This window comes from Synechococcus sp. NOUM97013, assembly GCF_014279815.1.
In the GTDB taxonomy this organism is placed as follows: domain Bacteria; phylum Cyanobacteriota; class Cyanobacteriia; order PCC-6307; family Cyanobiaceae; genus Synechococcus_C.
Genome location: NZ_CP047941.1, coordinates 2,289,100 through 2,309,197, shown reverse-complemented (window position 1 = coordinate 2,309,197; position 20,098 = coordinate 2,289,100). Strand labels below are relative to the sequence as shown.

The following is a 20,098-nucleotide window of genomic DNA, read 5'->3' as shown; positions in this document are numbered from 1 at the left end:
ACCCAAGGTGCCGATGCTTCGGAGGTTTGGGTGGATCGATTGAACTGACTTGAAAGGGTGAACGGTCAGGCCTTGCCGCGGGGGCCCTGGCCGACAGCACCGGCGTACACCGCCTGGCTGCCCAGCTCGTCCTCGATGCGCAGCAGCTGGTTGTATTTGGCCACCCGCTCACTGCGGCTCAGGGATCCGGTCTTGATTTGCCCGGCACGGGTGGCGACCGACAGATCCGCGATGGTGGTGTCTTCGGTTTCGCCGCTGCGATGGCTGATCACGCTGGTGTAGCCGGAGCGGCCAGCCAGATCGATGGCCTGCAGGGTTTCAGTGAGCGAACCGATCTGGTTCACCTTGATCAGGATCGAGTTGGCAGTGGCGCTGTCGATTCCCTGCTGCAGGCGCTTGGTGTTGGTGACGAACAGGTCGTCACCCACCAGTTGCACCTTGCTGCCTAGGCGCTCGGTCAGCAGTTTCCAACCTTCCCAATCGTCCTCTGCGAGGCCATCTTCGATGGACACGATCGGGAACTTCTCCACCAGCTGCTCCAGCTGCCCGACCATCTCGGCGCTGTCATAGCTGCCGCCATCGAAGGCGTAGCGGCCGTTCTCGAAGAATTCGGTGCTGGCGACATCGAGTGCCAGGGAGATCTGTTCACCAGGCTTGTAACCCGCCTTGGTGATGGCTTCCACCAGGATTTCGCCGGCTTCCACATTGCCCAGGTCAGGAGCGAATCCCCCTTCATCACCCACGGCGGTGCTCATGCCTTTATCGCTGAGCAGCTTCTTCAACGTGTGGAACACCTCGGTGCCCATACGCAGGGCTTCACGGAAGCTGGGAGCGCCGTGAGGCACCAGCATGAATTCCTGGAAGTCCAGGCTGTTGGCGGCATGAGCGCCACCGTTGATCACATTCATCAGCGGCACCGGCAGCAGCGATGCCATCGGTCCTCCCAGATAGCGGTAAAGAGGAAGGCCAAGGCCGTTAGCGGCGGCGCGGGCATTGGCCATGCTCACCGCGAGGATGGCGTTGGCTCCGAGGTTGGACTTGTTGTCGCTGCCATCCAGCTCGAGCATGGCGGCATCAACCGCGGCCTGATCGAGAGCGGAGAGGCCGCAAAGGGCCGGAGCGATCCGCTCTTCGATGTGATTCACCGCCTGGGTCACACCCTTGCCCATGTAGCGATCACCGCCGTCACGCAGCTCGTGGGCCTCATGGGCTCCGGTGCTGGCACCACTGGGGACGATGGCGCGTCCGCTGGCACCACCTTCGAGCAGAACCTCAGCTTCCACTGTGGGATTGCCGCGGGAGTCGAGCACCTCACGGGCCACGATGGTGTCGATGACGAGATCGAGGGAATCGAACACGTGATGTGGATCGAAGACCCGGGGATCCTATGAGTCGCCCTGCCTCCCGGCACTGTGTCGGTCTGCACCAACGCCAACCGTCCCCCTGTGGTTGGGCATGAATAAACCGGATGCACCATGCTGGTAGCAGCGATAAGTCCAGATCATGCGCATGCTCCACACCATGCTCCGGGTGGGTGATCTGGACCGTTCTCTGGCGTTTTACACAGACGTGCTGGGCATGCAGTTGCTACGCCGCAAGGACTACCCATCAGGTCGTTTCACCCTGGCGTTCGTTGGCTATGGGGATGAAAAGGACAACACCGTGCTTGAGCTCACCCACAACTGGGATACGCAGAGCTACGAGCTCGGCGATGGTTATGGCCATATCGCCCTTGGGGTGGAAGACATCTATTCCACCTGTGCTGGCATCGCCGGCAAGGGAGGCCGGGTGGTGAGGGAGCCCGGTCCGATGAAGCACGGCAGCACGGTGATTGCGTTCGTGGAAGACCCTGATGGATACAAGGTGGAACTAATCGCGCTGTCCTCCCGTTCGGCGTCCGTCTGAGTGAGGCCGACTGCGATGACGTCTGATTTCGGTGTGATGCCCCAGCCTCCTGCCAGTCTCACGGTGGAGCCCGATCGCTTCAGTGATGACGCATGGGAGCTTCTGCTCTGCGCTCAGGACTGCGCCCGTCGGTGGCGTCATGGCGACCTGGATGTGGAGCACCTCATTCAGGCGCTGTTCACCGATCCACGCTTTCAGGCGGAGGTCGATCCCCTGGCCTTGCCACGCGATCAGCTGCTCGATCAACTCGAGGGGTTTCTGGCTCAACAACCGATGGCGCGCGCCGATGAGCTGTTCGTCGGTGAAGACCTGGAAACCCTTCTTGAAGAGGCTGACCGGGTTCGCGGCCTTTGGGGGTCGCGCTTGATTGCGTTGTCGCATCTCCTGATCGCTATCGGACGCGATCCGCGCATTGGGGCGGACCTTTTCGCGCGTTTTGGCTTGCCCGCCGATCGGCTTGAGGCTGAGCTGCGTCGCCCGACGCCGCCAGCCGCACCGCGTGTCCCTGAGCCTGAGTCTGTGGCACGCACTGCGGCGCCCGTCTCGTTGTCTTCCTCGATGCCGCCCCCAGCCGAGGAGCCACCTCCGGTCTCCGCCACCTTTGATTCGGCTCCAGGGGGGAGCGAACGCTTCGCGCCAACCGATGACTTGGAGCTTGAGCCCGTTCCTGAGCCGGAACCAACGGCATTGGATCGCTATGGCCGGGACCTCACCGCCGCAGCGGCAGCGGGACGGCTGGACCCCGTGGTCGGTCGCGATGCCGAAATCCGCAGCCTGATCAAGGTGTTGTCCCGTCGTGGCAAAAACAATCCGGTGCTGATCGGCGCTCCAGGGGTGGGCAAAACTGCAATTGCTGAACTGTTGGCCCAACGGATTGTTGCCGGCGAGGTGCCGGAATCACTGCAGGGTTTGCGGCTGGTGGCTCTCGATGCTGGTGCGTTGATCGCTGGTGCCAAGTTCCGCGGTCAGTTCGAGGAACGCCTGCGCGAGGTGTTGCAGGAGGTGAGCGATCCGGAAGCGGGTGTGGTGCTGTTCATCGATGAGCTGCACACCGTGGTGAACAGCGACCGCTCCAGTGCCGATGCCGGCAGTCTGCTGAAGCCGGCGCTGGCCCAAGGTGACTTGCGCTGCATTGCGGCCACCACCCCTGAGGACTACCGCCGCACCGTTGAAAAGGACCCCGCTCTGAACCGACGTTTTCAGCAGGTGCCGATCACAGAGCCCTCCATCGATCTCAGTGTGGAGATCCTGCGCGGCGTGAAGGAGCGCTATGAGCTGCATCACGGCGTGACGATCACGGACGCTGCGGTGACGGCTGCGGCTCGCCTGGCGGATCGCTACATCAGCGATCGCTGCCTGCCTGACAAGGCCATTGATCTGATTGATGAGGCGGCGGCGCAGCTCAAGATGGACGTGACCTCCAAACCGCAAGTGGTGGAGGACGCTGAGATGGATCTGCGCCGGGTGGAGATGGCGGTGCTTGCAGCTGAGCAGGCCCCGGAAGCGGAACGGGTGCAGCTGCAGCGGCAGCGACTCGAAGCCTCGGCCCAACTCACGCAGCTGCGTGAGCGCTGGCAGGCTGAGCGGGAACAGCTGCAGGAGTTGCGTCAACTTCTCCAGGAGGACGAAGACCTGCGCCATGCCATCGCCGAGGCGGAGCGTCAGGGCGATCTGGAGGAAGCGGCCCGCCTGCAATACGACCAGTTGCACCGTCTCCAACAGCGACGCAGTGATCTTGAGGAGGCCCTCGCGCAGGATCAGGCCAAAGGCACGTCCTTACTGCGTGAGCAGGTGGAAGCGGAAGACATCGCCGATGTGGTCGCTCGCTGGACCGGAATTCCGATTCAACGACTGCTCGCCGGAGAGCGGCAGAAACTGCTGGAACTGGATCAGCGGCTCGGTGATCGGGTGATCGGTCAGCTGGATGCGGTGCAGGCAGTGGCAGCGGCCATCCGTCGTGCTCGTGCCGGCATGAAAGATCCCCGCCGGCCTGTGGGGTCGTTCCTGTTTCTGGGCCCCACCGGCGTTGGCAAAACGGAGTTGGCCAAAGCTCTCGCAGACCAGTTGTTCGATGAAGACGAGGCGATGGTGCGTCTCGACATGAGCGAGTTCATGGAGCGCAATGCGGTGGCGCGCCTGCTTGGAGCACCTCCGGGATACGTGGGATACGAGGAAGGCGGTCAGCTCACCGAAGCGGTCCGTCGCCGGCCTTACGCCTTGCTGCTGCTGGATGAGGTGGAGAAAGCCCACCCCGATGTGTTCAATGTGCTGCTGCAAGTGCTCGATGACGGGCGTCTCAGTGACTCGCAGGGGCGCACCGTCGATTTCCGTCACACCGTCGTGGTCATGACCAGCAATCTGGCCAGCCGCGCCATTCTTGATTCAGCCCGTCAGGCGCAGTCGGGTGAGGCTCAGGTCGACGACTCGGCCCTCGAGACCGCTGTGGATGAGGCCCTGGGACGGCATTTCCGGCCGGAATTCCTCAACCGGATCGATGAAGTGATCCGCTTCAAGCCGTTGGGGCTGCAGGATCTGAGCCGGATCGTGCGTCTGCAGTTGGCCGATCTCGCCAAGTTGCTTTGCGAGCAGGGGTTGGAACTGCGTGTTGATGACAGTGTGATCGAGGCGCTGGTCACCCAGGGACATGAGCCGGAGTACGGCGCCAGGCCATTGCGCCGGGTGTTGCGTCGCCGTTTGGAAAACCCGCTGGCCACCGAGCTGCTGGAGGAACGCTTCAGCGGTGCGCAAGCGGTGCGGGTCTTGGCCGGTAGCGATCCGTCTGAGCCGTTCCGCTTTGAGCCGGAATGACCCTCTGAAGGCGTCCGGTACGATTGTTGTTTGCTGTCACGTGCCATCTGAGCCGGCGTCAGCACCGGCCCAGACGAGTTTGTGATCCGTCATCCGTGACCAGCCCTACTTCCGAGGACACCGCAGCAGCGACGCCGCCGCCTTCATCCGGCCCTGAACAGCCTGGGAAAAAGGGTGGATTCCTGCAGGCCACCTTCGAGGAATTGAAACTTGTCGTTTGGCCCAGCCGGCAGCAGCTGTTCAGTGAATCGATTGCGGTGATCCTGATGGTCAGCCTCTCCGCTGCCGCCATCGCAGCTCTCAGCCGTTTCTACGGCTGGGCAGCATCTCAGGTCTTCCGTTGACAGCGTTTCCGTCTGCCATCGCTACGACCTGCTTCGTTCGTCCCTTTTTTCTGTCCTGACCTGTGTCTGATCTCGATCAAAGCCAGCCGGAGACCAGCGAGGTGCTGGATCTGCCTGCGCCGAACGACGGCGAGGAAGGCACGCTTGAGACGCCTGCAGTGCGCACCGGTGTCGCCCGTTGGTATGCCATCCAGGTGGCATCCAGTTGCGAAAAGAAGGTGAAGGCCACGTTGGAGCAGCGGGCCGTGACCCTGGGTGTGAGCAATCGCATCCTGGAGATCGAGATTCCAGAGACGCCCGCCGTCAAGGTCAAGAAGGACGGCAGCCGCCAATCCACGGAAGAGAAGGTGTTTCCTGGCTATGTGCTGGTGCGCATGGTGCTCGATGAGGACACGATGATGGCGGTGCGCAGCACGCCGAACGTCATCAACTTCGTCGGTGCGGAGGATCGCCGCGCCACGGGTAAAGCTCGGGGCCACATCAAACCCCGTCCGCTCAGCCGCCAGGAAGTTGACCGCATCTTCAAGCGCGCCGCCGAGAAGAAGACTGTCGTCAAGGTGGATCTCACTGAGGGCGATCAGATCCTTGTGACGGCCGGACCCTTCAAGGACTTCCAGGGTGAAGTGATCGAGGTGTCGGGTGAGCGCAGCAAGCTCAAGGCATTGCTGTCGATCTTTGGCCGTGAGACCCCAGTCGAACTCGAGTTTTCGCAGGTGAGCAAGCAGAACTAGTGCTGGCGGCGGCCGTCTCCCTGCGGAGGGCGGCCTTTGGGATGGTTTCCATCCCGCCGCACCTGCCCCGAGGGTCAGGTGATCCGCAGATGTTCAACTCCGTCCGCCGATGGCCAAGAAAGTCGTAGCTGTGATCAAGCTGGCCCTTCAGGCCGGCAAAGCCAACCCTGCACCGCCCGTGGGCCCTGCCCTCGGTCAGCACGGGGTCAACATCATGGCGTTCTGCAAGGAGTACAACGCTCGCACCCAGGACAAGGCCGGGTTCGTGATCCCGGTGGAGATCTCGGTCTTCGAAGACCGCAGCTTCACCTTCATCACCAAGACGCCTCCCGCGTCGGTGCTGATCACCAAGGCAGCCGGTATCGCTAAGGGTTCCGGTGAGTCCGCCAAGGGAAGCGTCGGCTCCATCAACCGCTCCCAACTCGAGGAGATCGCCAAGACCAAGCTGCCCGATCTCAACTGCACCAGCGTTGAGTCGGCCATGCGCATCATCGAAGGCACCGCCCGCAACATGGGCGTCGCCATCAGCGACTGACGCCACGTGCGCCAGCTCTCATTCCACTTCTGATTCCTTTTCGGGGGAGACCTCGCGGTCGCCTGAACCCCATCCAAGCCATGCCAAAACTTTCAAAACGCCTGGCCAGCCTCGTCACCAAGGTTGAAGAGCGCGCCTATGAGCCGCTCGAAGCCATTCAGCTGGTGAAGGACAACGCCAACGCCAAGTTCGACGAAACCATGGAGGCGCACGTGCGCCTGGGGATCGACCCCAAATACACCGACCAGCAGCTGCGCACGACTGTGGCGCTGCCCCATGGCACCGGTCAGACCGTTCGCATCGCTGTGGTCACCCGCGGTGAAAAAGTGGCTGAGGCCAAAGCCGCTGGTGCCGAGCTCGCCGGCGATGAAGATCTGGTTGAGGCCATCAGCAAAGGCGAAATGAATTTCGACCTGCTGATCGCCACCCCGGACATGATGCCCAAGGTGGCCAAGCTGGGCCGGGTGCTTGGTCCTCGTGGTCTGATGCCGAATCCCAAGGCCGGCACCGTCACCACCGATCTGGCTTCCGCCATCAACGAATTCAAGGCCGGAAAACTGGAATTCCGTGCGGACCGCACCGGCATCGTCCACGTGCGTTTCGGCAAGGCCAGCTTCGACGCTGCCAAGTTGCTCGACAATCTGAAGACCCTTCAAGAAACGATCGATCGCAACAAGCCCAGTGGTGCCAAAGGTCGTTACTGGAAGAGCCTGTACGTGACCTCCACCATGGGCCCTTCGGTCGAGGTTGATTTCGCTGCTCTGCAGGACATCAATCAGGACGGCTGATTCAAGTTCGCCATCCGTCATGCACTGTGAGTCACATCACGGTGCATCACACTTCAAGGCCCTCACTTCGGTGGGGGCTTTGTTGTATGTTCAAGAGCTGGCGAAAGCCAGACAACGGGCACGCGCCCGGCCTGAGACAGCGGGTTGTCTTGATCAATTCCTTGAATTGATTCGAGTCATAAATCCTGCCGAGGCAGACGCGACGATTTTTCTCCCTCATGGGATTGGATCGACACGCGGCCTCGTCTCCTTCGGGAGCGCTGATCGGCCGTGTGTCCAGCTTGTTCCCCCGATCCGATCCAATTCCTATGGGCCGCACTCTGGAGAGCAAGCAACAGATCGTCGAAGAGCTCAAGCAGCTCCTCGGTGAGGCCGAAATGGCACTGGTCCTGGATTACCAGGGTCTTTCCATCAAGGAAATGTCTGATCTGCGGACACGTCTGCAGTCCAGCAACGGCGTTTGCAAGGTGACCAAAAACACCTTGATGCGTCGTGCCATCGATGGTGACAGTGCTTGGTCCAACCTCGATTCTCTTCTGAGCGGAACCAACGCCTTCGTCCTGGTTAAGGGCGATGTCGGCGGCGCCGTGAAGGCTGTTCAGGCCTTCCAGAAGGAAACCAAGAAGTCCGAAACCAAGGGCGGCCTCTTTGAAGGCAAGCTCCTGTCTCAGGACGAGATCAAAGCCATCGGTGACCTTCCCACCAAGGAAGTGCTCATGGCCCAGATCGCCGGTTCCATCAATGCCGTCGCCACCAAGGTGGCTGTGGGCATCAACGAGGTTCCCTCCGGTCTTGCTCGGGCGCTCAAACAGCACGCCGAATCCGGCGAAAGCTGAACGTCTTCGACCTGACTGTCTATCTGATCTGTTGCTGATTCCCAACCATGTCTGCAAAAACCGACGAAATTCTCGAATCGCTGAAGTCTCTTTCTCTGCTTGAAGCTTCCGAGCTTGTTAAGCAGATCGAAGAGGCCTTCGGTGTGTCTGCTGCCGCTTCCGCTGGTGTGGTGATGGCTGCTCCTGGCGCTGCTGGTGCCGGTGGTGGTGAAGCCGCTGAAGAGAAGACCGAATTTGATGTTGTGCTGGAAAGCTTCGAAGCTTCCGCCAAGATCAAGGTCCTCAAAGCCGTGCGCGAAGCCACCGGTCTGGGCCTGGGCGATGCCAAGGCCATGGTCGAGGCTGCACCCAAGACCATCAAAGAAGGTGCGTCCAAGGACGACGCCGAGGCCCTCAAAAAGGCCATCGAAGAGGCAGGCGGCAAGGTCACCCTCAAGTGATCGCGTCAGGACAGCAGCATCGTCTGCTGTCCACTGTCCATTCACTCGGCCGACCTTCGGGTCGGCTTTTTTTGTGACGCATAAAAAAGCTCCGCCGAAGGCGGAGCTTTTGAGATGAAGCGCTTTTCAGGAGTCTGTCCTTGTTTCGACCCTGGAGAGGCGCTCAGCACTCCTCACACATCCACAAAATAAAAAACGCCACCCAGGGTTGTGTCTGAAGCTGGGCGAATTTTCAACTGTCCCTGGTTAGGGCCGATAGGGAATGACCTGCAGGCGGATGGGCCCCCGTTGCATTCCCAGGTTGGATTGTGAAGGTCGCGACGGCATTGGAGGAAGACTGGCGGTGAAGCCTGTCGCCCGGCGTCCTGAGGCCTGATTGGCGGCTATCAACGTCTGGATCGGCTGGGCATTGGCGAAGTAGACGTGACTGAGAGTCCGCCCTTGGTACACCCGACGCTCAAGCGACCAGCCGGGCTCCAGTGTCAGCTTCACAAAGGCATTTTTGTCGCGTCGAACATTGCTGGCCCGGGCCACGGTGATGGCACTGCCTCGGTCGGGATCCATGGCCTGGAGGCTGAGGCCATTGCGGCTTTGGTTGAGGCGCAGGCGGAAACGTCGATCGGCGTCCGCTCCTGACGTGCGCAGCGAGTAGCCATTGCTGTCGAGATACCGGCTGCAGATTCCGGTGAAATCGAAAGTATTCAGCGAAGGATTCATCAAGCCATCGCGGCGCTCCTCCCAGCAGAGAGGGCGCGCCTTGATCTGCTCCAGCACCAGCAGTTTCCAGCGATCCTGGCCCACCGGTTGGGCCAAGATCGCGAAGCGTTCCTGTTGAAGAGGGCGGCTGTCGAAGAGGGCACGTGTCCAGCCGGGGAGGCTGCCGGCCGCCACCGTCAATCCCAGCGCCGCAGCACCCAGCGCAGCTCTGCGGAAGTAGGTTCGGCCCATGGCCCAGACCTCCTGGGTGTCGAAGAACCGAGTTGTACCGAGAAGGGGTGGCGTGATCAATGGCTAAGGCCGATGGCAGAGGTCGTGTCGTGGCTGCCGCCACCGACGGAGCATGCAGCGGCAACCCAGGTCCAGGAGGCTGGGGCGCCTTGATTCGCTTTGAAGACGGCAGTGTGGAAGAGTTCGGCGGCGCCGACTCGGCCACGACCAACAACCGCATGGAGCTCCAGGCGGCCCTGGCGATGTTGGAGCGATTGGCGGAGCTTCCCCGTCACCCCGATCTGGTGCTGCGCACCGACAGCAAATATCTGATTGATGGCCTCGGTTCCTGGATGGCTGGGTGGAAGCGCAAGGGATGGAAAACGGCCGCTGGCAAACCGGTGCTCAACCAGGATCTCTGGCAGGCTCTCGATCAGGCGCGCCTCGCAGACGTGCCGCTGCGTTACGTGAAAGGCCATAGCGGTGATCCCGATAACGATCGTGTGGATCAGATCGCCGTCGCCTACTCCAAGGGCACCGCGCCGCGCCTGAAGCAGGGGAGTCGATCCAGGCCAACCAAGGCTGTTGATCGGCCTTCTGTTGATCTGCCCCCTGCCGATGCGCCGGCTCCAGCAGCGTTGCAGCAGTTGCTGACGCGTCTGGAATTGGCCGATCGTCTTGCGGAGGGTGGCTTTGCCCTGTCGGCCGTGGAGCTGGCCCAGCTGGTGGAGCAACCACTTACGCGTCTGGCGGAGCGTCAGGACATCTGGCGCTGGCGCGACTGGCTGGTGGAGCCAACGGATGGCGATCGCTGGCGGTTGCGCCGTGCCGAGGCAGGATCAACACAGTCGAGGAATGCCGATGGCTGAGCCGTCAGCCTCCGCGGTCATGAGCACCGCAGGTTTTTATCGGCGCTGGCTTGGTCCCGTGCTGGCCAAGGATGAAGGTGTGGATGCCGAGCAGCTCAGCCGTGCAGCGCTGCAGGCCCTCGCTCAGCTCAGTCTTCGCCGGCAGTGGCCTGGGCTGTCGGGTGTCTTGGATGGTGTTGGTGCGGAGCTCCAACGCCGTGATCTGCGTCTTGAGCAGGTGCTGTTCGGTTGTCGCTTCAGCAATCCCGTCGGTTTGGCCGCCGGATTTGACAAGAACGGTGTTGCAGCGGGGGTCTGGGATCGTTTCGGATTTGGCTTTGCTGAGGTGGGCACCGTCACCTGGCATGCCCAGCCCGGCAATCCGCGGCCGCGGCTATTCCGCCTGGCCGATGAGCGGGCGGCGCTCAACCGGATGGGCTTCAACAACAACGGTGCGGAAGTGATGCTTCGCACGTTGGAGCGTCAGGCGCTGCCGCCGCGCGGCCAGCGGCCAGCGGTGCTCGGCATCAATCTGGGCAAATCCAAAGTCACGCCGCTGGAGCTGGCGCCCGATGACTACGCCTCATCGCTGGAGCTGCTGGCTCCCCTGGCCGACTATGCGGTGATCAATGTCAGTTCACCGAACACCCCGGGGCTTCGGGATCTGCAGGACGCCACCCAGCTACGCCGCTTGGTGGAACGGTTGCGCCGGCTGCCGGGCTGCCCTCCGCTGTTGGTGAAAATCGCGCCGGATCTGGAAGATGACGCGATCGATGGCATCGCGCGCTTGGCCTATGAGGAAGGCTTGGCCGGCGTGATCGCCGTGAATACCAGCCTTGATCGCCTTGGGCTGGAGCGTCGGGTGATCAGCCAGACCGGGCGAACCCTGCGCGAAGAGGCGGGTGGTCTCAGTGGTGATCCACTCCGGCAACGGGCCCTCGAGGTGTTGCGGCGCCTGCGTGCTACTGCCGGGCCTGCCTTGCCCCTGGTGGGTGTCGGTGGAATCAGCACGCCGGAGGCCGCCTGGGAGCGGATCGCTGCGGGTGCATCTCTGGTACAGCTCTACACCGGCTGGATCTTTGAAGGCCCGGATTTGGTGCCGCGGGTGCTGGAAGGTTTGCTGGAGCAGTTGGATCGCCATGGCTTCCGCAACATTCGTGAGGCGGTGGGTAGCGGCGCGCCCTGGCAGTAATCGATACGCTGCGATCAAGTCACGGGTTCACCGGCTCGGAGTTGCATCGTGGTGCTGGCTGACCTGCGTGATCGTTTCCCCGCCCTCGATGGCTGGATGGTGCAGCTGCAGGGGTTGCTGGAGCCCAGCCATGTGGTGCTGGCTCCGGAGGATGACAGCCTGCACCTCGCCTTGTCCTCACAGGGGGAGCGGCAGATCGCTTCGCTGGCCTTGCCTCCGGATCTCTGCCGCATGGGGCAACCCCTCGACCGCCAGGCGTTAGGGGAAACGATTGCGGATCTGCTGCTGGAACGAGGGCAGATCCCGGCCAGAGTCAGCGTGGAGTTGTTGTTGCCGCTCCCCAGCTGTCAGTGGCGGGTGGTTCAGGTGGCGGAGCCTGGCCAGGCCTGGGATCTGGACGCTCTGAGGGCGTTGCAGCCTGATCTCGGCTGGTCGCTGACGCTGCAGGAGAGCTATCTCGATCTGCTGCCGTTGGCCCACGACGACCGAACGCTTGTGATGGGCACGGATCGTCTGTTGCTGCAGTCGTGGATCGAGACCCTGGCCGCCGCTGATCTGTCCGTGCGTCGTGCGGAATGGTTGCTGTCAGCGGCGTTCCGGGGTCTGTCCAGCGCCTGGGGGGATCGCGAAGAGCGACTGGTCTGGCTGGTGGAACACGCCGGTCGCTGGCGGCTGTTGTTGCTGGATGGGGGCTGTCCGGATGTGGATCTCGCGCTCGAAGCTGTCGAACTCCCAGAGCTGCGGCGGGAGGTCCTGGAGCTGGTCCAGGCCTGGCGCCAGCCGCAGGAGCGGATGGGGTGGTGGGTGAGCGCGTCCCCCCAATGGCAGGGGCAGTGGGCTCCTGAGCACGACCCTCAGCTGGGTGTCCTGCACTCCGATGCCGAGATGACGCTGCTGGATCTGGCGTTGATCGCCCCCCGGGAGGTGGTGGTATGAGCGCCAATCCTGAGCAGCAGTTCCTGCCCAATCTGTTGCGGGAGCGTCGCCGGGAGCTGGGTTTGCCCGCTGAGCTTCCGCCATGGCGTTCCAGCCGTTTCCTGCTGCTGCGCGGCTCGCTGGTGGGCGCGGCAGGGCTGCTGATTGCGCTGGCTTCGCTTGTGTTGCTCCATTGGACTGAATCACGCCAGAAGCGGCAGTTGCAGGCCCTGGAGCCTGTGGAGCAGCAGCTGCAAGCGCTGGAGGCGCGTCTCAGCGCGGGCCGGCGTCGCGCGGATGCGCTTCGCAAAGACAACCTCAAGATTGCCGAGACCTTGGTGGCTGTTCCTTCCGGGTCGCCTCTGCTGGAGCAACTGCGCCGGGTCACACCGGAGGGCATCCAGCTCGAGGATGTGTCCGTTCAGGGGGCTCGCATTCAAGTTTCAGGAACGGTTGCCGCCGGCGGCGCTCCGGGACCGCTGGAGCGGATCAATGCTCTGGTGCTCACTCTTGGGGCTTTGCCGATCTCTCGCCCTGGAGGGGTAGATGTGGTGAAAGTGACCCGGGATGACGAACAGCCGTCGGTCAGCTTCAGTCTCGACTGGGCTCTGGATGCGCAACGCAGCCCTTCGATCCAGCAACTGCAGCAGTTGGGGGCCTCGGGCTTGGTTCAGCGCTATCGCCTGCTGGAACGCCAGGGAGTGGCGCCATGACCAACCTCAGTCCTGATCGGCCGGCCTGGCGAGCTCAGATCACCCGGGAGCGCGTGCTGCTGCTGGCGCCAGTCTTGATCGGTTGCGCACTTGCGGGTGGGGTCTTTGTGCTGATGGGTCTGCCGATGCTGGGCCGCATTCAGGCGCAGAAGCAGCGCCTTGTGGAACTCGAGAACAAGGGGAACTCGCTGCCCTTGCTGGCGGGGCAGCTCGAGTCAACTGATGCGAGCCTCGCCGAGCTGGAACTGCAGCAGGCCGTGCTGGTGGATCTGGTCGCTGGCCGCGGCTCTATGGAGACCTTCCTGGCCCAACTCAGTCGTGAAGCTGCAGCAACCGGAGTGGTGATCAAGCTCTATGAACCAGTGCCTGTGCCGATAGCTGAGTCCGAGAGCTCAGGCGCCCAGTCTCCGTCGGGGGCTGATGCGCAGAGTGATTCTGGTCCTAGAGGGGCTGCGGGAGCACTGCAGGCGCGTGGCTATGACAAAAGTTCGGTGCTGTTGCAGGTGGATGGGCCCTATGTGGGCTTGCTGCAGTTCCTGAGGCGCATGGAACAACTGGAGCTGCTGGTGCAGCCCGTTGATCTGGAGCTCACGGCGTTGGAACAACAGGAGCCTGCCGATGATGAGCAGACCGGGCCCATCAGCCCACCGCGCACGCGCTTGAAGCTCACCCTGAATTTCTTCGACAAGGCTGCTGACTCTGACGGAGCGGTTGGTTCTGATGAGGCTGCTGGGTCGGATGGCTCTGTGTCAGGGGCCGACGCGGAGGCTCAAGCGCAAGAGCCTTCCTGACACTTCCTTCTGACGGTTGGATGTCAGCTCTGCCGCCAGGGCTGGCTCTCCACGATCGCGATCGATACCATCCGCCAAGTTGCGTGGCGTTTCAGCCCCGGGTATGTCTTGCAACCTTTCCCGGCTGAGCGCATTGATGCTGGTGGCCGGCCTTAGTGCTGGTGATTTGGGTCTGCTGCACGGCATAACCCAGGGCGGCTCCGCAGTCGCGATGGCCCAAGGAATGCTGTCCCTGCAGATCCGTCGCACGCAGGATGCTGTGGAGGTGGTGATCGATGGCGTGGGTGCGCAGCCGGTGCTGCAGCAGCGTCTCAATGGCCAGGTCTGGGAAGGGCGTTTGCAGACCCAGGGCCCAAGGGGGCTTCGAGAAGGTCTTCAACAGTTGTCAGATCCCCAGGCAGGTCTGGAGCGAGTCGCCCTCAGTGGTTCTGGTGATCAATTCAACCTGCGTGTCACTGCCGAAGGTGGTCAGCTTCTTCAAGCTCCTGTTGTGAGCGCTGCCGGGAACTCTTTGATCCTTCAGTTTTCTGGCTTGCGCGTTGCTTCGTCGCGTCAGGTCGGACAGCTCGATCTTGCAACGCCTGGGGCCGTTCCCCAAAGCCGCTACGCCCCACAGCTGCGCCCCAGAGCTGTCGCGCCGCCCCTGGGCGATATGGCGGTCGGTTCGATGGTGTTGCAGAACCGCAGCTTTGTGAATGTCAGTGGCCCCCCCGTGACACTCACACTTAATAACGCGCCTGCGAAGGATGCCCTGATGGCATTGGCGCGTTTGGGGGGGTATGGCTTTGTGTTTGTGGCGGATCCGACTGCGAGTTCTGCGGATTCAGGCCCAAACGATCAGGACGCTTTGGTGTCGATGGCTTTTCGAGATGAAAGCTACGCGCGTGCGCTGAATGGTGTTCTGCTGGCTTCGGGGCTGCAGGGCAAGCTTGATGGACGCACATTGTTGGTGGGCCCTGCTGCAGCTTCCAAAACGTTTGGGCCTCAGTTTTCGAAGGTCATTCGACTCAACCAAGTCAGCGCAAAAGCAGCTGCTGAGTATCTTGGGAATCTTGGTGCTACTGTTAATTTTACGAATACGATCCGAGTGACTTCTGGGGATCCCGCTTCGCAAGGCACCGCTGAGATTAGTAATCGAACATCGCAGGAAAGTTCAACGATTACTACTGCTGAATCTTTCGGCGCTTCGGTTGGTCCCTTGCGGGGGCTTGTGATTACTACAGATTCCAGGTTGCAAGCAATTACTCTTGTGGGTGATTCTGGATTGGTCAGAATTGCGGAGGGTTATTTGCGTCAAGTGGATCTCCGTCAGAGGCAAGTGGCTCTTTCGGTGAAGATTTTGGATATCGCGCTCGATAATGACTCTTCTATCGCCAATAGTTTTGCTTTTAGGAGTGGCAATAACTTTATTGTTAGTGATCGTGGGGAGCTCATCGGTGTGTCGGGTTCTTTGCTGCCTCCAAATGAAGGTAATTTTGATGTGATCGCGGGGGAGGCTGAAAGTGGAAAGCCTCAAACAATCACGGCGACTGGTGAGAATGCTGCTGTTGCTCAGGAAGTTTTGCCTCCTGTCGCTCCTGCAAGAATTAACCCAGGTGATTATTTCCCTGAGAATGAATTTCTGGATTTTTTGAGGGCCAAGATTGAGTCGAACAGTACAAAGACACTGGCGTCTCCAACGCTCATTCTTTCCGAGTCACCAGTAGAGCTGCAGGGCGGTTCGTCTGACAGCGTTTCGGATGCTGATCGGGCTTTGTCAAGCGGAACGATTGGACGAGATAGGGCCAATGAGTCTTTTGTGACTGTTGGTACTCAGGAAATTGTTGATTACACTGTGCGTGCGGGTCAAAATGGAGCTCCTAATTCTTGCCAGCCTGAATTTCAAACAGCAGGGCTGACATTCGGCGCAAGAGTTTCGAAGATTGATGATAATGGATTCGTTAGTTTTGCTCTTTCTCCATCGATTGCTGCGGTGACGCGTACGCAGGTAATTGAGGGTTGTGGCCCTGTCAGCATCCTCAGTCTCCGACGTCTTGATACAGGCTCGTTAAGGGTTAGAGACGGTCAGACGTTGATTCTTACGGGTGTGATCTCAGAAAACGATGCTCAAGTTGTCAGAAAGTGGCCGATTTTGGGTGATATCCCGCTCATTGGCCAGTTCTTCAGGCAGAGCGCTGGAAGTAGATCAAAAAGGGAGTTGGTCGTCTTAGTTACGCCTCGAATTATCGATGATGTTCAAGGTGGGAGCTTTGGTTATGGATATCGTCCAAATCTTCCAGCGGCTCGACAGGTGATGAGTGGCTACTGATTGGAGCTTCTTTTAGAGCCCCAATCCGAATGGCATGAATGCTTTGGCGGCCAGCGGCGCGATCATGCGCAGCCCTGAAATGGCGCCGCCCAGCAGTTGACTGCCGATACCGCTTCCTTCCTCCGTTGCGTTCTCTTCGAATCGGCGCTGGCTGATGGCATCAGCTGCTGCCTTGAGCTGATCAGCCCAGGCTGAGCTCCCTTGTTGCTGATACAGCGAAGCGGCGTAGTTGAAATCGGCTGCCGCCAGGTCGTCTTTGGCCTGTTCGCTGCGGCTGATGCCACGGGCCACCCAGCTCAGGGGTTCTTGCGGTTGGCTGCGGATGGCATCGCTAAATAGCGTTTCTGCCGATGTCCAGTTTCCGGCTAAGAACGCCTCCACTCCAGCGTTATGCAGCGCTGCATGGCTGCGACTTCCCCCTGCAATTCCCTGGGCTCCTTGCCAATGCGCCTGCTCAAGGGCGTCCGGGTCGAGCTGAGCACCGCTGAGATTGGCGTCTCGCAGATCCGTTCCGTAGAGCTGGCTCCCTCTCAGATCCGCTCCGCGCAGTGATGCGCCGCGCAGGCTGGTGAAGCTGAGATCGGCGCCATTGAGATCAGCGCCGTCCAGTTGGGCCCGGCTGAGGTTGGCACGCATCAGCCGGGCTTCACGCAGATCGGCATCGCGTAGGTCTGCATGGACGAGGTCCACATCGGCCAGCCGGCATCCGCGACAGCTTCGTTCCTGCAGGAGTTGAAGCAGCGCTTCATTGGCTTGAGCGGCCCCTGCTCCAAGACCGAGCAGTCCACCAAGCATCAGCGATGCCCACATGGTGTTGATCCGGATGGTGTTGATCCGGAGCGGAGTCCCATCGTGGGCTGGCATCTCAGCAGCGCAGCGATCCTTCGGGTTGTATCGGTCCCGGTGGCTTGCGTCGAGCGTCACTGGGCAGGATGGAGATCTGTCGGGTGGATTGATCGTGGGCAGCGGCCTTCCACCGCATGGGGGCAACCTCAGTCAGGAGGCCAGACGCCTTGGCCTTCGAGCAGATCAGCTGCTGGATGCCAGTGCATCGTTAGTGCCCTTTCAGCCGCCCCGCGTGATGCGTGCAGCGTTGCGGCGCGCGATCGCCGGCACTGCACTGCGTGACTATCCGGATCGCAGTCAGATTGCGTTGCGCCAGGCCATCGCCGATTGGCATGACGTCGATGTCGCCTGCGTTTTGCCGGGCAATGGAGCAGCAGAGCTGTTCACCTGGGCCGCACGGGATGCAGCGGCGCATGGGATCAGCGGTCTGCCCCAACCGGGGTTTGCCGATTACCGCCGTGCTCTGTCCTGCTGGGACGCAGGTGTCTGCTCCTTGCCCCTCCGTCTCGACTGGACGGGATCCGGACCCGAGGCCTTCCCGACACCGCTGGATTCCGACAGCCGTGTGGGCACGCTCTGGCTCACCAATCCCCATAACCCCACGGGGCAGCTCTGGAGCCGGTCGTCCCTGGAACGTCTGCTGGATCGCTATGCGTTGGTGATCTGCGATGAAGCTTTCCTTCCCTTGGTCCCTGGGGGTGAGCAGCAATCGCTGCTGCCCTTGGTCGCCACTCATCCCAATCTGGTGGTGATCCGCAGCCTCACCAAGCTGTTGGCAGTGGCTGGCTTGCGGCTCGGTTACGCCGTGGCCGCGGCAGATCGCTTGCAGCGCTGGCAACGTTGGCGCGATCCATGGCCGGTGAATGGCCTGGCGCTTGCTGCCGGGCAGGCCGTCATCGCTGATCGGCCCGGGCTCAAGCGCTGGTCGCGGCGAGTGGAAGCCTGGGTCGCGGATGAAGGCTCCTGGTTCCAGCACCAGCTGATGCAGTTGCCGGGAATCACCCCGATGCCCTCCAGCACAAACTTCTGCTTGATCCGCAGTGATGCGTCCCTGGTGGAGTTGCGGGAGCGTGTTGCCCGTCGTGGGGTGCTACTGCGCGACTGCCGATCCTTCGAAGGGCTCGGGGAGCAATGGCTGCGCATCGGTCTGCAAAACCGCCGAGGCAATCGGCGCATTCTGCGGGCGTTGGCAGTTGAGCTCGGCTGACGCCTGATTTCAGGCCGCCAGGGTTTGCAGCAGATCCGCAAGCTGTTGATCGGCATCCTTCACCGCCAAGGCCTGCATGGCGGTAGCCATTGCCGGGAGGGGGTTTGCGGCCGGTGCGGCATCGTCGCCGGCTGTGGCGTCACGCAACCTTGGCTTGAGCAGCCGGTGCAAGGTGTCGCGCAGCGCGGGGTGGTCGGGGTCGTGTTGATGCACGATCACGGCTGCGCCAAGGGCGGCCGCGCAGGCTGCGTTGGCATCCTGATGGCGATCGGCGGCCTGGGGGAAGGGCACCAGAATCGTCGGGGTTCCGCTTACTGCCAGTTCGCTCAGGCTTCCGGCACCGGCACGACTGATGGCCAGATCCGCGTGTTGCAGCAAGGCCGGGATCGCGTCGCTGAAGGGGCGTTCCGCCAGGCCGGGATGCTCGATGCTGTTCACGTCCGGATCGTTGCTGCCTGTGAGATGCACCACCCGGCAGCCCTGGCTGAGCAGCTCCGGCAGCAGCACCCGCACCATGCGATTGAGGCCCAGAGCCCCCTGGCTGCCGCCCATCACCACCAGTAGGGGCCCCTCTCCTGTTGGCACCCAATCCGGCAAGGGTTGCGGATGCAGGAAGCTTTCCCGCACCGGGGTGCCGGTGACCACGGCGGTGCAGCCTGGAATCCGGGGGACGGCCGCATCCAACCCGACGGCCACCCGGGTGCAGTGGCTTCCCAGCAAGCGCGTTACTCGGCCCGGAATGGCATTGGACTCATGCAACACCACGGGCACGCCGCACCAGCGGGCCCCGAGGATTGCGGGCGCAGCGATGTAACCCCCGGTGGTAAAAACCGCATCAATGTGCTCGCGGCGAATCAGGCGGCGCACATCGCGGCTGGCCGCCAGCAGCCGAATCAGCTGAAACAACTTGCGCAAGCCCCGGCCCTGGAGCCCGCCAGCTTTCACGGTCACCAGCCCATAGCGCTCAGGCACCAGCTCGGTTTCGAGCCGATCCGGAACACCCAGCCAGCGCACGTTCCAGGGGCTGGGGAGGGCTTCGGCCACGGACAGGGCGGGAAACAGGTGTCCGCCGGTGCCACTGGCGGCGATCAGAAGCCGGGGCATGGCGGCGGACCTTGGAAGCGCGGCCTAACTTAGTTCGACTGCAGAGGCTGATCCATGGTTCCGCGTTCGCGAGCCTCATTGGCGTCCTTGATCGCAAAGGCTGCGGTGCTCACCGGTGCATCCCTGCTGCTTGGCAAGCCCGCCTGGTCGGTCAGTGCCGATGCGGCAGCGCTCAGCACGCAACTGCAGCAGGCTCTCAATGCCGATGACAACGTCGAAGCGTTATCGGCGTTGATGGATCCCGAGCAGGCGGCGACCCTGCTCGACAGCTTTCGGCGTTTCAGCAGCCGCTTCCCAGAAACCCGTTGGCGGGTCAGTCCTGGCGAGGCGATGGAGGATGGCAGGCCCACTGTGCAGCTGGCGGTGACGGGTACGCGTCAACAGGATGGACTCAGCTATTCCTTCCGTGCTTATCAGCGCCTGGCGCTCTCCACCAAGGCTGGGCTGATCACAGGGCAGCAGGTGCTGAGTGACCAGTCGGTGCTGACCAGTGCCAAGAAGCCGCTGCCGATCTCGTTGATGATTCCCGACACGGTGCTGACCGGCTCGCGTTACGACGTCGATGTGGTGGTCGATGAACCCCTCGGTAAGGCTCTGTTGGCCGGGGGGCTCACGGCGGTGACTGCGGAGCAGGTGCTGGCGCAGAAGAGCCCGATCATCCAGTTAGCTCCCTTGGGTGGAGGTGGCCTGTTCAAATCGGTGCAGGCGCCGTTTCAGCCCGGCGTTCAAACCTGGGCCGCCCTGCTCGTGCATCCCGATGGCGTGATCACCGTGAGCAAACAGGTGCAGGTGGTCGACGATCGCCAGCAACTCACGCCTTGAGTGATGGCGCATTGAGGCGCAACGGTTGGCGTGCGTTG

General features: G+C 61.9%; 20 protein-coding genes. 16 read left to right on the top strand and 4 right to left on the bottom strand.

Annotation, left to right across the window (positions count from 1 at the left end):
• Positions 1–65: 65 nt before the first annotated feature.
• Positions 66–1,358, bottom strand: a complete 1,293-nt coding sequence (gene eno / locus SynNOUM97013_RS12555; protein ID WP_186480077.1) for a phosphopyruvate hydratase — start codon at positions 1,356–1,358, stop codon at positions 66–68.
• Positions 1,359–1,503: 145 nt separating this feature from the next.
• Here eno and gloA point away from each other — a divergent pair, with 145 nt between their 5' ends.
• From gloA to rplL, 8 genes are all read left to right on the top strand, one after another.
• On the top strand, positions 1,504–1,905 hold the full coding sequence (gene gloA, locus SynNOUM97013_RS12550) for a lactoylglutathione lyase (RefSeq protein WP_186480076.1): 402 nt from the start codon (positions 1,504–1,506) through the stop codon (positions 1,903–1,905).
• Positions 1,906–1,920: 15 nt separating this feature from the next.
• A complete protein-coding gene (locus SynNOUM97013_RS12545; RefSeq protein ID WP_186480075.1) occupies positions 1,921–4,713 on the top strand; it encodes an ATP-dependent Clp protease ATP-binding subunit in 2,793 nt (930 codons plus the stop codon).
• 95 nt (positions 4,714–4,808) lie between these two features.
• Complete coding sequence (gene secE, locus SynNOUM97013_RS12540) at positions 4,809–5,057, top strand: preprotein translocase subunit SecE (RefSeq protein ID WP_186480074.1); 249 nt, start codon at positions 4,809–4,811, stop codon at positions 5,055–5,057.
• 62 nt (positions 5,058–5,119) lie between these two features.
• On the top strand, positions 5,120–5,788 hold the full coding sequence (gene nusG / locus SynNOUM97013_RS12535; RefSeq protein WP_186480073.1) for a transcription termination/antitermination protein NusG: 669 nt from the start codon (positions 5,120–5,122) through the stop codon (positions 5,786–5,788).
• Between the two features lie 109 nt (positions 5,789–5,897).
• Positions 5,898–6,323 (top strand): 50S ribosomal protein L11, encoded by a 426-nt coding sequence (rplK, locus tag SynNOUM97013_RS12530; RefSeq protein ID WP_186480072.1) that lies wholly within the window; start codon positions 5,898–5,900, stop codon positions 6,321–6,323.
• A gap of 80 nt (positions 6,324–6,403) precedes the next feature.
• Positions 6,404–7,111 (top strand): 50S ribosomal protein L1, encoded by a 708-nt coding sequence (gene rplA, locus SynNOUM97013_RS12525; protein WP_186480071.1) that lies wholly within the window; start codon positions 6,404–6,406, stop codon positions 7,109–7,111.
• Between the two features lie 308 nt (positions 7,112–7,419).
• Positions 7,420–7,947, top strand: a complete 528-nt coding sequence (rplJ, locus tag SynNOUM97013_RS12520) for a 50S ribosomal protein L10 (RefSeq protein ID WP_186480070.1) — start codon at positions 7,420–7,422, stop codon at positions 7,945–7,947.
• A 47-nt stretch (positions 7,948–7,994) separates the two neighbouring features.
• Positions 7,995–8,387: a 50S ribosomal protein L7/L12 gene (gene rplL, locus SynNOUM97013_RS12515; RefSeq protein WP_186480069.1), complete on the top strand. Its 393-nt coding sequence runs from the start codon at positions 7,995–7,997 to the stop codon at positions 8,385–8,387.
• 246 nt (positions 8,388–8,633) lie between these two features.
• Here the strand turns inward: rplL and SynNOUM97013_RS12510 are convergent, their stop codons facing one another.
• On the bottom strand, positions 8,634–9,335 hold the full coding sequence (locus SynNOUM97013_RS12510) for a DUF3747 domain-containing protein (RefSeq protein ID WP_186480068.1): 702 nt from the start codon (positions 9,333–9,335) through the stop codon (positions 8,634–8,636).
• Positions 9,336–9,394: 59 nt separating this feature from the next.
• Between SynNOUM97013_RS12510 and SynNOUM97013_RS12505 the strand changes: the two genes are divergently transcribed.
• From SynNOUM97013_RS12505 to SynNOUM97013_RS12480, 6 genes are all read left to right on the top strand, one after another.
• A complete protein-coding gene (locus tag SynNOUM97013_RS12505; protein ID WP_186480067.1) occupies positions 9,395–10,183 on the top strand; it encodes a ribonuclease H in 789 nt (262 codons plus the stop codon).
• Positions 10,176–11,354, top strand: coding sequence for a quinone-dependent dihydroorotate dehydrogenase (locus SynNOUM97013_RS12500; RefSeq protein ID WP_186480066.1), 1,179 nt, complete (start codon positions 10,176–10,178; stop codon positions 11,352–11,354). Before SynNOUM97013_RS12505 ends, SynNOUM97013_RS12500 begins: the two co-directional genes overlap by 8 nt.
• A gap of 48 nt (positions 11,355–11,402) precedes the next feature.
• On the top strand, positions 11,403–12,290 hold the full coding sequence (locus tag SynNOUM97013_RS12495; RefSeq protein WP_255442800.1) for a hypothetical protein: 888 nt from the start codon (positions 11,403–11,405) through the stop codon (positions 12,288–12,290).
• Positions 12,287–12,982 (top strand): PilN domain-containing protein, encoded by a 696-nt coding sequence (locus tag SynNOUM97013_RS12490; protein ID WP_186480065.1) that lies wholly within the window; start codon positions 12,287–12,289, stop codon positions 12,980–12,982. The genes SynNOUM97013_RS12495 and SynNOUM97013_RS12490 overlap by 4 nt, the downstream gene beginning before the upstream one ends.
• Positions 12,979–13,773, top strand: a complete 795-nt coding sequence (locus tag SynNOUM97013_RS12485) for a hypothetical protein (RefSeq protein WP_186480064.1) — start codon at positions 12,979–12,981, stop codon at positions 13,771–13,773. Before SynNOUM97013_RS12490 ends, SynNOUM97013_RS12485 begins: the two co-directional genes overlap by 4 nt.
• Positions 13,774–13,909: 136 nt before the next feature.
• Positions 13,910–16,081, top strand: coding sequence for a type II secretion system protein GspD (locus tag SynNOUM97013_RS12480; protein WP_255442799.1), 2,172 nt, complete (start codon positions 13,910–13,912; stop codon positions 16,079–16,081).
• A 12-nt stretch (positions 16,082–16,093) separates the two neighbouring features.
• Here SynNOUM97013_RS12480 and SynNOUM97013_RS12475 read toward each other — a convergent pair whose 3' ends face one another.
• Complete coding sequence (locus SynNOUM97013_RS12475; protein ID WP_370586428.1) at positions 16,094–17,005, bottom strand: pentapeptide repeat-containing protein; 912 nt, start codon at positions 17,003–17,005, stop codon at positions 16,094–16,096.
• Between the two features lie 34 nt (positions 17,006–17,039).
• On the opposite strand from SynNOUM97013_RS12475, the gene SynNOUM97013_RS12470 reads away from it, so the two are divergent.
• Positions 17,040–18,134, top strand: coding sequence for a histidinol-phosphate transaminase (locus tag SynNOUM97013_RS12470; RefSeq protein WP_255442798.1), 1,095 nt, complete (start codon positions 17,040–17,042; stop codon positions 18,132–18,134).
• Between the two features lie 9 nt (positions 18,135–18,143).
• Here the strand turns inward: SynNOUM97013_RS12470 and SynNOUM97013_RS12465 are convergent, their stop codons facing one another.
• Positions 18,144–19,238 (bottom strand): glycosyltransferase, encoded by a 1,095-nt coding sequence (locus tag SynNOUM97013_RS12465; protein WP_186480060.1) that lies wholly within the window; start codon positions 19,236–19,238, stop codon positions 18,144–18,146.
• A gap of 54 nt (positions 19,239–19,292) precedes the next feature.
• Between SynNOUM97013_RS12465 and SynNOUM97013_RS12460 the strand changes: the two genes are divergently transcribed.
• Positions 19,293–20,060, top strand: coding sequence for a hypothetical protein (locus tag SynNOUM97013_RS12460; protein ID WP_186480059.1), 768 nt, complete (start codon positions 19,293–19,295; stop codon positions 20,058–20,060).
• Positions 20,061–20,098 lie beyond the last annotated feature (38 nt).

Bases quoted from the DNA above. Each gene is read 5' to 3' on its own strand.
- gloA (WP_186480076.1), top strand. From the start codon at position 1,504: ATGCGCATGCTCCACACCATGCTCCGGGTGGGTGATCTGGACCGTTCT.
- SynNOUM97013_RS12545 (WP_186480075.1), top strand. From the start codon at position 1,921: ATGACGTCTGATTTCGGTGTGATGCCCCAGCCTCCTGCCAGTCTCACG.
- rplK (WP_186480072.1), top strand. From the start codon at position 5,898: ATGGCCAAGAAAGTCGTAGCTGTGATCAAGCTGGCCCTTCAGGCCGGC.
- rplA (WP_186480071.1), top strand. From the start codon at position 6,404: ATGCCAAAACTTTCAAAACGCCTGGCCAGCCTCGTCACCAAGGTTGAA.
- rplJ (WP_186480070.1), top strand. From the start codon at position 7,420: ATGGGCCGCACTCTGGAGAGCAAGCAACAGATCGTCGAAGAGCTCAAG.
- rplL (WP_186480069.1), top strand. From the start codon at position 7,995: ATGTCTGCAAAAACCGACGAAATTCTCGAATCGCTGAAGTCTCTTTCT.
- SynNOUM97013_RS12510 (WP_186480068.1), bottom strand. From the start codon at position 9,335: ATGGGCCGAACCTACTTCCGCAGAGCTGCGCTGGGTGCTGCGGCGCTG.
- SynNOUM97013_RS12505 (WP_186480067.1), top strand. From the start codon at position 9,395: ATGGCTAAGGCCGATGGCAGAGGTCGTGTCGTGGCTGCCGCCACCGAC.
- SynNOUM97013_RS12500 (WP_186480066.1), top strand. From the start codon at position 10,176: ATGGCTGAGCCGTCAGCCTCCGCGGTCATGAGCACCGCAGGTTTTTAT.
- SynNOUM97013_RS12490 (WP_186480065.1), top strand. From the start codon at position 12,287: ATGAGCGCCAATCCTGAGCAGCAGTTCCTGCCCAATCTGTTGCGGGAG.
- SynNOUM97013_RS12485 (WP_186480064.1), top strand. From the start codon at position 12,979: ATGACCAACCTCAGTCCTGATCGGCCGGCCTGGCGAGCTCAGATCACC.
- SynNOUM97013_RS12480 (WP_255442799.1), top strand. From the start codon at position 13,910: ATGCTGGTGGCCGGCCTTAGTGCTGGTGATTTGGGTCTGCTGCACGGC.
- SynNOUM97013_RS12465 (WP_186480060.1), bottom strand. From the start codon at position 19,238: ATGCCCCGGCTTCTGATCGCCGCCAGTGGCACCGGCGGACACCTGTTT.
- SynNOUM97013_RS12460 (WP_186480059.1), top strand. From the start codon at position 19,293: ATGGTTCCGCGTTCGCGAGCCTCATTGGCGTCCTTGATCGCAAAGGCT.